This is a genomic window from Acidimicrobiales bacterium (genome assembly GCA_035512495.1).
GTDB lineage: Bacteria > Actinomycetota > Acidimicrobiia > Acidimicrobiales > CADCSY01 > DATKDW01.
Genome location: DATKDW010000094.1, coordinates 1 through 13,926 on the forward strand (window position 1 = coordinate 1; position 13,926 = coordinate 13,926).

Sequence of the window (13,926 nt, forward strand, 5' to 3'; positions counted from 1 at the left end):
GGCGAGCTGGTGGCCTTCGCCAAGACGGTGGAGGCCACCGTCGAGGCGACGCTGGCCGAGCTGAAGCCCGGCCGCGAGCTCCACACCAACGTCGAGTGGTACGCGGCGGTCGTCATGGAGCAGTGCGGCCTCCCCCGCGACCTCTTCACCCCGACCTTCGCCGCCAGCCGTGTCATCGGCTGGTGCGCGCAAGCGCTCGAGCAGGCTGCCGACAACCGGATCATCCGCCCCAGCTCGCGCTACGTGGGGCCGCCACCGCCTCAGCCGGTGCCGTTGCCGGAGGCCTAGCGACCCGAGCCGGAAGTCCTCCGGCTCCCCCAACCAGCGCTGCGGGCCCTCGACCTCCTGGAACGCGTCTCTCGGCGCTACCGTCGGGGCCGACACCTGGCCAAGGACGACTCCCCGGCATGCTCCTCGACACCATCTCCAGCCCGGCTGACCTGCGTCGGCTCGACCACGAAGCGCTCGACCGCCTCGCTGGTGAGATCCGCGAGTTCATCATCAACGCGGTGTCGCTCACCGGTGGCCACCTGGGGTCCAACCTGGGCGCCGTCGAGCTCACCCTGGCGCTGCACCGCGTGTTCGACTCGCCACGCGACATCCTCCTGTGGGACACCGGCCACCAGGCCTACGTGCACAAGATCGTCACCGGCCGGCGCGAGGGCTTCGCCACCCTGCGCCAGGGTGGCGGGCTCTCCGGCTACCCGAGCCGCGACGAGTCCGAGCACGACTGGGTCGAGAACAGCCATGCCTCCACCATCTTGAGCTACGCCCACGGCATGGCCACCGCCATCGAGCACGAGGGCCTCGACCGCAGGGTCGTCGCCGTCATCGGCGACGGGTCGATGACCGGGGGGATGGCCTTCGAGGGTCTCAACAACCTGGGCATGACCGGCCGCCGGGCGGTCATCGTCCTCAACGACAACGGCCGCTCCTACGCCCCGACCCACTCGAAGCTCGGCGAGAGCCTGGCTCGGCTCCGACTCGACCCCCGGTACACGCGCCAGCGGGCTCGCCTCGAGCGCTTCCTCGGCGCCATCCCCGTCATCGGCGAGCGCCTCCAGCGCAGCCTGGAGTCCGCCACCGCCGCCGTGCGCGAGATGTGGGAACCGCCGGCGTTCTTCGAGCAGCTCGGCGTGCGCTACACCGGACCGTTCGACGGCCACGACATCGCCGGCCTCGAGTCGGCGCTGCGCAACGCGGCGGAGTGGGACGGGCCCATCGTCGTCCACGTCCTCACCGAGAAGGGCAAGGGGTACCCCTTCGCCGAGGACGACGACGAGCAGCGGGGTCACGACGCGCCCCGGTTCGACCCGCTCACCGGCCCCAGCCCCAAGGACCGGCCGTCGGGCTACACCGGTGCGTTCTCCGACGCCCTGGTGGCCGCGGGCGCGTCCGACCCCAAGGTGATGGCCATCACCGCCGCCATGCCGGGCAGCACCGGTCTGCTGCCGTTCCAGGCGCGCTTCCCGGACCGCTTCCTCGACGTCGGCATCGCCGAGCAACACGCGGTCACCGCGGCGGCGGGCATGGCCATGCTGGGGCTGCGCCCGGTGGTGGCCATCTACTCCACGTTCCTGACCCGGGCCATCGACCAGGTGATCTATGACGTCGGGCTGCACCACCAGCCCGTGGTGTTCGCCATCGACCGGGCCGGCATCACCGGCGACAACGGCGCCAGCCACCACGGGGTGCTCGACCTGGCACTGGCCACCAAGGTGCCCGGCATGACCGTCTTCGCACCCTCGTCCGCCCAGGAGATCCCGGTGATGTTGGCGGAGGCGCTCTCCATCACCTCGGGCCCGTCACTGCTTCGCTGGCCCAACGGCGCCGCCCGCGAGGTCCCACCCGACCAGGTGGGCGCTGGGCTGCGGGCCCGCAAGGCCGTCGACGGTGGGGACGCGGCCGAGGTCGCCATCCTGGCCGTCGGCAAGATGGTGGCAGCCGCCGAGGAAGCCGCCGGCCTACTGGCCGACAACGGCACCGTCGCCACGGTCTGGGACGTGCGCGTGGCCAAGCCCCTCGACGCGGAGATGATCGACGACGCTGCCGGCCATCGCCTGGTGGTCACCGTGGAGGACGGCATCCGCGTGGGCGGCGTCGGGAGCCAGGTCGCCGATGCCCTCGCCGACCTCAACGAGAGCCGGACTGCCCCACCAGTGTTGGTGCTCGGCACCCCGGCAGAGTTCATCGACCACGGCAGCGTGGCCCGCATACACGCCGACCTGGGCCTCGACGCCGCCGGCATCGCGGCGGCCACCACCAAGGCGCTCACCGCCGCCCGCGACCCCCTCGCCGACTGACGTCCATTCGGCGCGCGGAAACCGCCGGGTGCCTACTTGGCGCCGGGCTCGTAGAAGGGGTTGTCGCCGGCCGAGTGGTCGGTGATGTCGATGACCTCTCGGATCTCGGGGATCTCCTTCTCGATGGTGGCCTTGATCCCCTCGGTGAGGGTCAGCTGGGCCAGGCCACAGCCCTGGCAGCCGCCGCCCATGGTGAGGTAGGCGAGGTCGTCCTCCACGCGGTCGAGGGCGGCGAAGCCGCCGTGCATGGCGAGCTGTGGGTTGATCTCGGCATCGAGCAGCTGCTGGATCTTCTCCGCCACGCTGCCCTCGAGGTGCACCGGGCCGGTGGCCATCACCTCAGGACGAGGGCGGTTGGGGTTCTTGAGGACCAGACCGGTCCCCTCGACCTCATCGAGCGAGGACCCCCGCAGCTTGTCGACCGACTCGGCGCCGACGATGACGGGCAGCGCCTCGCTCTTGGCGAGCACGTCGCCTTCGCCGAGCTCGTCGAGCGACTCGAACGTCAGCTCGTAGGCGTACTCGGTACCGCTCTCCCCCACGCCGACCACGTCGATGCGCAGCGCCAGCTTCTCGGGCTCGGGCTCGGCGGCCCGCAGCCCGAGGATCGTGGCGCGCGCCGCGTCGGAGAGCGTCACGACGGGAAGCTGGGTCTCGACCGCGGTCATGGCGCCCAGGCTATCGGCGCCCACGGCCCGCTCCCCAGAAGAGGATGGATCGTCGGTGCTCAGCCCTCGGCCTCGGCGGCGAGGTCGAGCCAGCGCCCTTCGGCGGCGGCCAGCTCGGCCTCGACAGCCGCGATGTCGGCCCCGAGCGATGCCAGCCGCTCATGGTCGGTGCCGGCGTCGGCCAGCGCCTTGGTGAGGGCGTCGCGGCGACGTTCGAGGGTGGCGACCTCCTTCTCGGCGTCCTTCAAGAGGCGCCGGAGCGTGCTCGGTGAGCGCCCGGAGGAGGCGGCCGGGGCGGTCGCAGGACCAGGGAGCGGGCCGCTGGCCGCGCGTCGCGCCTGCTTGCCCGAGGACGCCCGTCGCCCACCCGACCCCGCCGCTCGACGAGCCATCTCCCATGCCGCGTAGCCGCCGGGGACCTCGGCGGCCGCGCCCTCGCCGTCGAGGGCGAGCACGTCCTCGACGGTGCGCTCCAGGAACGCCCGGTCGTGGCTGACCACGACGAGGGCGCCGGCCCAGTCGTCGAGGAAGTCCTCCAGGACGCGGAGCGTGTCGAGGTCGAGGTCGTTGGTCGGCTCGTCGAGGAGCAGGACGTTGGGGGCCGTCGCCAGCACGAGGAGGAGCTGCAGCCGCCGACGCTCGCCACCGGAGAGGGTCTCGATCTGGGCGAACTGGGCGTCGGTGTCGAACCAGAAGCGCTCCATGAGCCGAGCGTGCTCCCAGGTGGGCGGCTGGCCCCCGGCCACGGCGTCGCGCACCCGCTGGGCGGGGTCGAGCGCCACACCGTTCTGGTCGTGGTAGCCGAGGCGCACGGTGGATCCGTGCACCACCCGCCCCGCCTGCGGCTCGATGCGCCCGGCGATCAGCTCCAGCAGGGTCGTCTTCCCGGAGCCGTTGGGCCCGACGATGCCGAGGCGCTCGCGTGGGTCGAGAGCGAGGTCGAGGTCGGCGACGAGCGGCGCCTGGACCGGCCAGGCGTAGGTGACGCCGTGCAGCTCGACCACCTGATCGCCCAGGCGGCGGGTGCCGAGGTCGAGGTCGAGGTCGCCGGACCGGGCGGCCGCCTGAGCCCGACCCTCGACGATGGCCGTGGCCGAGGCGATGCGCGCCTTTGGCTTGCTGGTGCGCGCCGGCGCCCCCCGCCGCAGCCATGCCAGCTCGGTGCGGGCCAGGTTGCGGCGGGTGGCCTCCGCCGATGCCGCCTGCTCCTCTCGCAGCGCTCGGGCCTCGAGGTAGCCGGCGTAGCCCCCGTCATGGGTGTAGCCGGTGCCGCGATCCAGCTCGAGGATGCGGGTGGTGACGCGGTCGAGCACGTGGCGGTCGTGGGTCACGAGGACGAGGCCGCCCCGGTAGGCGGCGAGGTGTTCCTCGAGCCAGGTGATGGCCCCGATGTCGAGGTGGTTCGTCGGCTCGTCGAGCACCAGCAGGTCGGTGTCGTCGACCAGCACCTGGGCCAGGGCCACCCGCTTGGCCTGGCCGCCGGAGAGGGTGGCCACGTCAGCGTCGAGGAGGTCGCCCATGCCGAGGCGGTCGAGGGCCGACTCACCCGCCCAGCCGGCACCAACGGCCTCGCGGACGGTCCCCGGTGGGAGCGTGGGGTCCTGGTGGAGCACCCCAACCCGCGAGCCACGGCCCCGACGGACGGTCCCCACCTCGGGCTCGTCCACGCCGGCAATCACCCGCAGCAGCGTCGACTTCCCGGTGCCGTTGAGGCCGACCACCCCAATGCGGTCACCCGTGGCGACGGTGACGGAGAGGTCGGCGAAGAGGGGGCGTCCGGGTCGGCTGGCGCCGACACGGTCGAGGTCGACCAGGATCACGGGGTCGCCAGGCTACCGGCGCCCCTGCGGGCCGGGGCCACGCCGCGCTCGGATCTGGCACCGGCGCAGGCCACCAGGTAGACCGGACGCATGGCCCGGGTGGAGCACGACGCGATCATCGTCGGCGCCGGTCCCAACGGCCTGGCTGCCGCCACCACCCTGGCCGAGGGCGGCGCGTCGGTCCTGGTGCTGGAAGCGGGCGAGACCATCGGAGGTGGCGCCCGGACGGCCGAGCTGACGTTGCCCGGCTTCCGCCACGACGTGTGCTCCGCCATCCACCCCACGGGCGTCCTGTCCCCGTACCTCTCGTCGCTCCCCCTGGCCGACCACGGCCTCGAGTGGCTGCACCCGGAGGTCCAGGCCGCCCACCCGCTCGGTGGCGACCGGGCGGCGGTGCTCCTGCGCTCGGTCGAGGCAACCGCCGCCGCGCTGGGGGACGATCGCGGCTACGCCAGGGTCATCGGTCCGCTGGTCGACGGTTGGGACGACCTCGCCCCCCACCTCCTCGGCCCGCCCCGACGACTGGCCGCCCGGCCCGTGCACGCCACCCGGTTCGGGGCACGCGCCCTCCTGCCCGCAACCGTGACCGGCCGCCTCTTCGACGGCGAGCCCGCACGGGCGCTCTTCGCCGGGGTCGCCGCCCACATCGCCAGCCGGCTCGACCGCCCCCTCACCTCCGCGGCCGGCCTGGTCCTCACCGCTGCCGGCCACGTCGGCGGGTGGCCGGTCGCCCGCGGCGGCTCCCAGTCGATCGTCGATGCCCTCGCCTCCCACCTGGCCACGTTCCCCTCCCACATCGAGACGGGCCACCGGGTCACCGACATCGACGACCTGCCGCCGTCGAAGGTGGTGCTGCTCGACGTCACCCCTCGCCAGCTCCTGGCCATCGCCGGGCACCGGCTGCCAGACCGATACCGGCGGCGCCTGGCCTCGTTCCGCTATGGCGCCGGCTCGTTCAAGCTCGACTACGCCCTCGACGGTCCGGTGCCGTGGACGGCCGAGGCCTGCCGCCGGGCCGGCACGGTGCACCTCGGCGGGACCATGGCGGAGATCGCCGCCGCCGAGCGCGAGGTCCACCTCGGCCGCATCTCCGACCATCCGTACGTCCTGGTGGCCCAGCAGTCGGTCGTCGACCCCAGCGTGGCGCCCGCGGGGCGGCACACGCTGTGGGCCTACACCCACGTGCCCAACGGCTCCACGGTCGACATGACCTCGCGGATCGAAGACCAGATCGAGCGTGCGGCTCCCGGCTTCCGCGACCTGGTGCTCGCCCGCGCCGCCCGCGGCCCGGCGGAGATGGAGGAGCACAACGCCAACCTGGTGGGGGGCGACATCGCCGGCGGTGCCGTCGACGGCCTCCAGGCCGTGTTCCGACCGCTCATCGCCTTCCGTCCCTACCGCACCCCCGACGCCGCGGTGTTCCTCTGCTCGTCGTCGACACCACCGGGTGCCGGGGTCCACGGCATGTGTGGCCACTGGGCGGCACGCGCCGCCCTGCGTGCCTTGTGAGGTTGCTGCCAACAGTAGTTAGGCTGTCGAAGCAATGGTCCAGCTGAGGCGCACCCGTGGCGAGCAGGTGGAGGGCGACCCCTCGGCCCGCCGGGGCGCCACCTTCGCCGCCCTTCGCGACCCCACGTACCGGCTCCTGTGGGCCGGTGGCCTGGTGTCGTTCCTCGCGGTGCAGATGGAGTTCATCGCCCGCGGGTGGCTCGCCTACGAGCTCACGGGCTCGAACAAGGGCCTCGGCGCCGTCTACCTCGGCTTCGGCCTGCCGATGCTCCTGCTCACCCCGTGGGGTGGCGTGGCGGCCGACCGCCTGTCGAAGCGCAACGTCATCATGGGCTGCCAGCTGGCGCTGGCGGTGAGCTCGGGCAGCATCGCCCTGGCCGTGACCTTCGACGTCATCTCCTACTGGATGCTCATCGCCTCCGCCGTGGTCCAGGGAGCGGGGTTCTCGTTCCTCGGGCCGGCACGGATGGCCTTCACCGGAGAGCTCGTCGGTCCGACCCGCCTGTCGAACGCCATCGTGCTCCAACAGATGAGCATGAACGGAACCCGCATCTTCGGCCCGTCGGTGGCCGGCGCGCTGATCGGCATCGCCTTCTTCGGCGTGGGTGGCGTCTACTTCCTCACCACCGGACTGACCCTCGTCGCCATGGCCGTGACGTTCCGGCTGCCCGTGGGACGCCCGGCCGCCGGCCGTCCCGTGCGCTCACCGGTGGGCGAGCTGGCCGACGGGCTCCGCTACGTCGGCAGCCGCCCACTCCTCCTGCTGCTCGTGCTGACCTCGTTCGTGGTGGTCATGGCCGCCTTCCCCTACATCGCCTTCCTCCCAGCCCTCGCCCAGAACGTGTACGGCGTGGGCGCCAGCGGCTACGGCCTCATGTCGGGCGCGAGCGCCATCGGCGCCCTGACGGCCTCGATCTTCATCGCCAGCCGAGCCGACGGTCCGTCGGTGTGGCGCATCCAGGCGGTGGCGGGGTGCCTCTTCGCCGTGGCCGTGGCCACCTTGGGCTTCGCCCCGTCGTTCGCCGTGGCCCTCCTCGTCATCATGGCCACAGGTGGAGCGTCGTCGGCCTTCCAGTCGCTCAACAACGCCCTGGTGCTGTCCAACAGCGATCCCGGCTACCACGGCAGGGTGCAGTCGCTCATGATGCTGAGCTTCAGCGGCTTCGGCCTCGCCGCACTGCCGATCGGCATCGTGGCCGACGCCATCGGGATCCGCACCACGCTCATCGGGATGGGTGGTGTCGCGCTCACCGCGATGGCTGCCTACGTCCTCCTTCGCCGGCGCATCCGGCGCCTCGACGCCGAGGCCCGGCCGTCAGCCGAGGTCGAGGTCTCCGACGAGGTGGCCTTCGCCCGCGCCGGCGCGGTCGTGGTCCCGGCGCCGGGGCCGGCGCCCAGCGTGGTTGACCAGCGCTGAGCAGTCCCCGTCCTCAGCGGAAGTCGGGGGCGACGCCCTCGATGAAGGCATCGAGGACCTCGCGCCGCTTCGCCGGCTCGCCCAGGGTGAAGTCGGGGACGATGAGCTCGTCGACGCCCGCCTCGGCGTAGGCCGCCACCGTCTCGCCCACCTCCGCGACGGTGCCGATGATCGTCGCCATGCCGATGGGGGACTGGCGCATGCGCTCGAGCCACGCCGGGTCGTCGCCCATGAAGAGCAGCGCCTGCGCCGAGCGGGCGATGGTGCTGGGGTCGCGGTCGAGGTCGTCGCAGTGACGCTCGAGCACCGAGATCTTGTGGCGCAGCGTCTCCGGGGTCCCCCAGACGTTCCACTCGTCGGCGTAGGTCGCGGCGATCCGCATGGTGACCCGCTCGCCACCACCACCGACGAGGAGGGGCATGGGGTCCTGCGCGGGCTTGGGCTCGAGGGGAGCATCGGTGAGGGTGTAGTGGGTGCCTTCGAAGGTCGTGCGCTCCTGGGTGGTGAGGCCCTTCACCACGGCACAAGCCTCCTCGAGACGGGCGAGACGCTCGCCGGTGGTGGCGAAGTCGATCCCGTAGGCCTCGTGCTCGTTCTGCTGCCACCCGGCGCCGAGGCCGAGGACGAGCCGCCCGCCGGCAATGCGATCGGTGGTCGCCGCGACCTTGGCGAGCACCGCCGGGTGCCGGTAGGTGTTCCCGCACACGAGGGTGCCGAGACGCACCCGCGGGACGGTGGCTGCCAGCGCCGCCATGACGCTCCAGCACTCGAGCACCCCATCGCTCACGTCCTCGCCGTTGGGCATGAAGTGATCGGCGAACCAGATGCCGTCCCACCCCGTGGCTTCGGCATGGGCGGCGACCTCGGCCACCTGCTCCCAGGGTTGCTGCGGACCGGGCCAGACGCTGAACCTCATGGCCGGCACCCTACGCAACCACCGGGTGTGGTCCCACGGGGACTCCGACGACACCACCACGACCACGGCAGGCTGAACCCGCACGACGCAGACGCCCGACGCCCTCCCCGGACGGTGATCGGGGAGTCATGGGTGTACGCTGGTAGCCGACGTCGCGTCAGAGCGTGGCCCCTGGTGCAGCGGTGACGCTGCCCGGTCGATCGGCCGCAGGCCAGCCGCCTCTCGCTGACGTCGTCACCAGAGGCTCCTGCACCACGGCCCACCAGGCCGCTTGAGGTCGGGGGCACGGCGCGAGCAGTGCGGGAGACGCATGCAGGGAGCACCAGGGGCAGCCGGCACCATCCCGTCGACGGGGTCCACCGGCGACGTGGAGGCAGCGGTACAGGCCGAGGCCGACGGCGTTGCCACCCCCGACGAGCTGGCCCTGCTGGAGGCGAACCAGGACCGGTGGCGGGTCGCGCTCGAGCGCCTGCTCGACGACGCCGAGGACGACCTCGACCGCGTGCGGGACCTCCGCACCCCCGAGCGCGACCAGGTGATCGCCGACTTCGAGCAGGAGCGCGACCGGCTGACCGCTGCCCTGAGCCGGCTCACCGGCGAGGTCCACGTCGACGGCGAGACCATCGTCCTCGAAGCGCCGGGCGAGGTCCGCCTGCAGGCGTCGTGGTCGTCGGGCAGGCTGGTGGTGTGGGCCGCCGGCGCCCAGGCCGCCCCGGCCGGCCGCGACGAGCTGGCGGCGCTGATCCGGGCGGTCGGCGCACCGACGTCCGGCTGGTCGGCGCACCAGTCGGCCCCGCTCCCGTCCGCCGAGCGGGCGGCGACCCAGGCCATCGCCGTCAGCGCCATCCTCGGGTGGCTCGTCACCGCCGGCAACGACCACGGCGACGAGCGGCTCGGCGCCAGCGTCCGCTGGCTCGGGCGGGTGGCGGCGTGGGCGGTCCACCTCGTCTCCCAGGGCGCCCTCGTCCCGACCCTGCGCACACCGAGCCGGGCTCGGGCCAAGCGGGCCGGGGAGTCGGGGGTGGCGGAGCACAACGTCCGGTGGGTCCCCGCCACCGTCGACCAGTCACGCCTCGAGGAGCTCGCTGCCACCATGCCGGGCCCCGTTGCCGTCTTCGACGGCACCGACGCCCGGACCCTCACCTTGGCGGTGCTCGGCGGGATCGTCGACGCCATCGCCACCGATGCCGCGCAGCGCCTCGAGCTCCCGGCGCCACCGCCATCTCCCCGGACCCCAACCGCCATCGCCGAGGCCTTCCTCACCCGCCTCGACGGCTCGGCCTTCGAGGCTCCCACCCGTCCGGGAGCCGAGCTGGCCCGCCGCATGGAACGCTGGGCGAACCCCGTGACGAGTCCAGGCGACTCCCGGCTCGTGGTGCAGCTCGATCCACCCGACAAGGACGGCGCGTGGTACCTCTCGGTGCTCGGGCCCGACCCCGACGGGGCCCTGATCCCGGTCGAGGTCGCCCTCGTCGACAGCAAGTCCAAGCGTCACCTCTCCGACGAGCTGGCCCGCCTCGAGCGCCTCCTGCCGGTGCTCCAGCGCCCGGGTGGGATCCGCCGGGGCCAGGTGTACCTCAGCCAGGACGAGGCCTGGGAGCTGATGACCGAGACCGGGCCAACCCTCTCGGCGGCCGGCTTCGACGTCAGGGTCCCGGCGCTCTCCCGGCGCCGGCCCAGCCCCGCCCTGCGCCTCGAGACCGAGTCGTCCGACGAGACGATGGTGGGGGCACACCAGCTCGCCGACGTGCGCTGGTCGGCCGTGTTCGACGACGTCGAGCTGAGCGCCGCCGAGATCGCCGCCCTCGCCAGCCAGGCCCGGCCCCTGGTCCGCTCGAGGGGCCGCTGGGTCGAGCTCGACCAAGCCGACCTCAAGGAGGCGGCGGCCGCTCTCGCCGAGCGCTCGGGGAAGACCCAGCTCACCGGGGCCGAGATCCTGCGTCACGCCATCGGCCTCGAAGGTGCCGGCCTGAGCGGTGGCATCTCGGTGCAAGGCAGCGGCTGGGCGGCCGACCTGCTCCGCAAGGCGGGCGAGGTGCAGGCAGAGCCGGTCACCTCGCCACCCGGATTCGTCGGCGAGCTCCGCAGCTACCAGGCCGAAGCGCTGGCGTGGCTGGCGTTCCTCGACTCGGTGGAGCTCGGCGGGTGCCTCGCGCTCGACATGGGCCTTGGCAAGACGCCAACCGTCCTGGCCCACCTCGGGCGCACGGCCGGCAACGGAGACGGCACCGCCCTCGTCATCGCCCCACCCGCGGTCGTGGGCAACTGGGCGGCCGAGGCCGCCCGCTTCACCCCCGACCTCAAGGTGGTCGTGCACCACGGCGCCTCGCGGTCGACCGCCGAGGAGCTCGAGGCCGAGGTCGCCGGCGCCGACATCGTCATCACCACCTACGGCACCGCCGTGCGCGACGTCGAGGCCCTGGCCCAGCACCACTGGGACCGGGTCATCCTCGACGAGGCCCAGGCCATCAAGAACCCGGCCAACGAGACCGCGCAGCAGCTGCGCCGGATCCCAGCCGACGTGCGCCTGGCCCTCACCGGCACGCCGATCGAGAACGGCCTCGGCGACCTGTGGTCCATCCTCGACTTCACCAACCCGGGCCTCGTCGGCACCCGCCCGGCGTTCATCGCCCAGCTCTCCGCCGACAAGGACGGTGCCCGCAAGGCGGGCGAGTCCGCCCTCAGGGCGCTCAACGGCATCCTCGTGTTCCGCCGCACCAAGGCCGAGCCGGTGGTGGCCCGAGAGCTGCCCGAGCGGATCGACGTGCTCGACCACTGCACGATGACCCCGGAGCAGATCGGGCTCTACCAGGCGGTGCTCGACCGTCTCACCGCGCCGGCCGAGCCAGGGGTGGAGCCCCGCCAGGGCGAGATCCTCGCCGCCATCACCGCCCTCAAGCAGATCTGCAACCACCCGGTCGCCTACCAGGACGACGGCGAGCCGCTCGCCGACCGCTCCGGCAAGCTGGCCCGGCTCGAGGAGATCGTCGACAACGTCTTCGAGGCCGGTGAGCGGGTGCTCGTCTTCACCCACTTCGCCGAGTGGGGCAAGCGCCTTGCCGGTCACCTCACCGACCGCACCGGCACGCCGATCGCCTGCTACCACGGCGGTCTGGCCCGCGGGGCCCGCGACAGCCTCGTCGCCGAGTTCCAGCAGGGCGAGGGCTCCGGCGCCCTGGTGCTGTCGCTCAAGGCCGGCGGCACGGGGCTCAACCTCACCGCCGCCAGCCACGTGGTGCTCTATGACCGGTGGTGGAACCCGGCGGTGGAAGACCAGGCGCGCGACCGCGCCTGGCGCATCGGCCAGACCCGCACCGTGGTGTCGCACCGGTTGGTCTGCCCGGGCACGGTCGACGAACGGGTCGAGGAGGTCGTGTCCGGCAAGCGCCACATCGCCGACCTCGTGCTGCCGAAGTCCAGCTCGCTCGCCGACCTCGACACCAGCCAGCTCCGCACGGCCCTCGGGCTCCGCCCCGACACCGTCCTGACCGACGACGGCTCGCCCGCCGGGGAGGTGGCGGCGTGAACCCGCCTCGTCGCAAGGGCAACCGCCGGCAACGGGGGCCGAAGCCGCAGCCGGTCGAGATGTGGCGAGCCGTGCCCGAACCGCCGCCACCGGAGCCCGTCCGCCCCGCAAGCGACCCCACCGCCCTTGTCCGGTCGCTGGGGACGCCCCCACTCACCGGCCAGGGCGCCGTGGCGGAGCACTACCTGGCTGCCGTGGTCGAGCGGGCGGCGGGCCTCGCCACCGCGCTGGCGGCGGCGGCGGACCTGCTCGCCCCTGACGACGACCTCGACGAGGCCGAGGACAGGACGGGGACGTAGAGCGAACGCCCTCGACCCACGAGAGGTCAGGCCGTCCGGCGAGTCGGGGAGGCGGCGCAGCAGGAGACGGTCCGACAGACGGCGAAGTGGGGAGACACACCCAAACTGCCGCCCGTGGACCGACGCACCGTGGACCGACCAATCGCCAGGTGGGGTCGAGTGCTCGCCGAGCGGACGACCAGCCACCCACAGCTCATCATCGCTCCCTTCGCGCTCGCGCTGCTGGCGGCCGGGCTGCTGGTCGCGGTCGACCAGCCGAACCCGACCGCCCCACCCGGACCGGTGATCCCCGTCCGCGTCACCGACCACCCGGTGTGGCCCGCGCCACCGGGCACCGGGCCCGGTGAGCTCCACGCCGCACCGCCGCCGCTCGCCACCCCCCCACCACCTCCGGACACGCTGGCACCGGCCGAGGCACCCGGACCCGAGCCCGAACCGGCAGGGGCCCCGCCGCCGGTGGTCAACAAGCCGCCCGACCGGCCGAACCGTGCGGCACCCGAACCCGCGCCCGACGCCGGGTCGGCAGCCGGTGGGCAGGCCAGCGCCGCCGTGCACCCGGTGGACTTCCCCGACCCGTTCGTCATCCGGGCCCAGGGGGCCTACTGGGCCTTCTCCACCCAGCGCGGCCTGCGCCAGGTGCCGACGATGCGGTCGGCCGACCTCATGACGTGGGAGGAGGAGGGCGACGCCCTCCCGCGCCTTCCCGAGTGGGCGAGCTTCGGGCACGTGTGGGCGCCGTCGTTGCTGGCCCGCGGCACCGGGTTCGTCATGTACTACACCACCAAGGACACCGCGACGGGCCTGCAGTGCATCAGCCAGGCGTTCAGCGTGATCGTCCAGGGTCCGTACCTCGACACCTCCGACGGGCCGATGATCTGCCAGACCGAGCGCGGCGGCTCGATCGACCCCGACCCCTTCGTCGACGCCGACGGCCAGCCCTGGTTGCTCTGGAAGAGCGAGGGGACCCTCCTCGGTGAACCCACCCGCATCTGGACGCAGCGGCTGGCCCCCGATGGCCGTTCCCTGCTGGGTGAGCCGACCCAGCTCCTCAGCCGCTCGCTCCCCTGGGAGGAGCCGATCATCGAGGGACCCGCCATGGTCCTCGTCGACGGCCGTCACCACCTCTTCTACGCCGGGAACCGGTGGGAGACGGGCGACTACGCCATCGGCCACGCCGTCTGCGAGACGGCGGCGGGCCCCTGCCGCCGCACCGGTCCGGCGCCGGTGCTCGCCAGCCGTCGCAACGAGGCTGGTCCGGGCAGCCCGGCGCTGATCGCGGCGCCCGACGGCGAGCTGGTGCTGGCCCACCACGCCTGGGACCCCGCCGCCATCGGCTACCCCCACGGCGCCCGACGCCTCCACGTCAGCGCGATCGCGTTCGAGGGTGACCGGGTCACGGTGGGTGGACCGTGGCGACCGGAGCCCTTCCGCCTGCTGTGAGCGGCGCCGGCGCGTGGCAGGCCGACGT

At 73.2% G+C, this 13,926-nt stretch carries 10 protein-coding genes; 7 read left to right on the plus strand and 3 right to left on the minus strand.

Annotation, left to right across the window (positions count from 1 at the left end; genetic code table 11):
• Both VMN58_13555 and dxs read left to right on the plus strand, forming a co-directional pair.
• Window positions 1–288, plus strand: a 288-nt coding sequence (locus tag VMN58_13555) for a citrate/2-methylcitrate synthase (protein HUF34225.1), incomplete at its 5' end; no start/stop codon positions are given.
• A 119-nt stretch (window positions 289–407) separates the two neighbouring features.
• Entirely contained in the window at window positions 408–2,303 is a 1,896-nt protein-coding gene (gene dxs, locus VMN58_13560) for a 1-deoxy-D-xylulose-5-phosphate synthase (protein HUF34226.1), read from the plus strand.
• A gap of 32 nt (window positions 2,304–2,335) precedes the next feature.
• Here the strand turns inward: dxs and VMN58_13565 are convergent, their stop codons facing one another.
• Complete coding sequence (locus VMN58_13565; GenBank protein HUF34227.1) at window positions 2,336–2,971, minus strand: NifU family protein; 636 nt, start codon at window positions 2,969–2,971, stop codon at window positions 2,336–2,338.
• A gap of 59 nt (window positions 2,972–3,030) precedes the next feature.
• Window positions 3,031–4,791, minus strand: coding sequence for an ABC-F family ATP-binding cassette domain-containing protein (locus VMN58_13570; GenBank protein ID HUF34228.1), 1,761 nt, complete (start codon window positions 4,789–4,791; stop codon window positions 3,031–3,033).
• Window positions 4,792–4,881: 90 nt separating this feature from the next.
• On the opposite strand from VMN58_13570, the gene VMN58_13575 reads away from it, so the two are divergent.
• Window positions 4,882–6,300 (plus strand): NAD(P)/FAD-dependent oxidoreductase, encoded by a 1,419-nt coding sequence (locus VMN58_13575; GenBank protein ID HUF34229.1) that lies wholly within the window; start codon window positions 4,882–4,884, stop codon window positions 6,298–6,300.
• A 34-nt stretch (window positions 6,301–6,334) separates the two neighbouring features.
• Window positions 6,335–7,717, plus strand: coding sequence for an MFS transporter (locus VMN58_13580; GenBank protein ID HUF34230.1), 1,383 nt, complete (start codon window positions 6,335–6,337; stop codon window positions 7,715–7,717).
• Between the two features lie 13 nt (window positions 7,718–7,730).
• Here the strand turns inward: VMN58_13580 and VMN58_13585 are convergent, their stop codons facing one another.
• A complete protein-coding gene (locus VMN58_13585; GenBank protein ID HUF34231.1) occupies window positions 7,731–8,633 on the minus strand; it encodes a TIGR03560 family F420-dependent LLM class oxidoreductase in 903 nt (300 codons plus the stop codon).
• A gap of 310 nt (window positions 8,634–8,943) precedes the next feature.
• Here VMN58_13585 and VMN58_13590 point away from each other — a divergent pair, with 310 nt between their 5' ends.
• From VMN58_13590 to VMN58_13600, 3 genes are all read left to right on the plus strand, one after another.
• Window positions 8,944–12,159 carry a DEAD/DEAH box helicase gene (locus VMN58_13590; GenBank protein HUF34232.1) on the plus strand — a complete coding sequence of 1,072 codons (3,216 nt, stop codon included), beginning with the start codon at window positions 8,944–8,946 and terminating at the stop codon, window positions 12,157–12,159.
• The gene (locus VMN58_13595; GenBank protein ID HUF34233.1) at window positions 12,156–12,458 is read left to right on the plus strand and encodes a hypothetical protein; all 303 of its coding nucleotides are present in this window, start codon (window positions 12,156–12,158) and stop codon (window positions 12,456–12,458) included. The genes VMN58_13590 and VMN58_13595 overlap by 4 nt, the downstream gene beginning before the upstream one ends.
• 114 nt (window positions 12,459–12,572) lie before the next feature.
• Window positions 12,573–13,898, plus strand: coding sequence for a glycoside hydrolase family 43 protein (locus VMN58_13600; protein ID HUF34234.1), 1,326 nt, complete (start codon window positions 12,573–12,575; stop codon window positions 13,896–13,898).
• Window positions 13,899–13,926: the final 28 nt, after the last annotated feature.

Coding starts and splice junctions, on each gene's coding strand:
- dxs (HUF34226.1), top strand. CDS start 408: ATGCTCCTCGACACCATCTCCAGCCCGGCTGACCTGCGTCGGCTCGAC.
- VMN58_13565 (HUF34227.1), bottom strand. CDS start 2,971: ATGACCGCGGTCGAGACCCAGCTTCCCGTCGTGACGCTCTCCGACGCG.
- VMN58_13575 (HUF34229.1), top strand. CDS start 4,882: ATGGCCCGGGTGGAGCACGACGCGATCATCGTCGGCGCCGGTCCCAAC.
- VMN58_13580 (HUF34230.1), top strand. CDS start 6,335: ATGGTCCAGCTGAGGCGCACCCGTGGCGAGCAGGTGGAGGGCGACCCC.
- VMN58_13585 (HUF34231.1), bottom strand. CDS start 8,633: ATGAGGTTCAGCGTCTGGCCCGGTCCGCAGCAACCCTGGGAGCAGGTG.
- VMN58_13590 (HUF34232.1), top strand. CDS start 8,944: ATGCAGGGAGCACCAGGGGCAGCCGGCACCATCCCGTCGACGGGGTCC.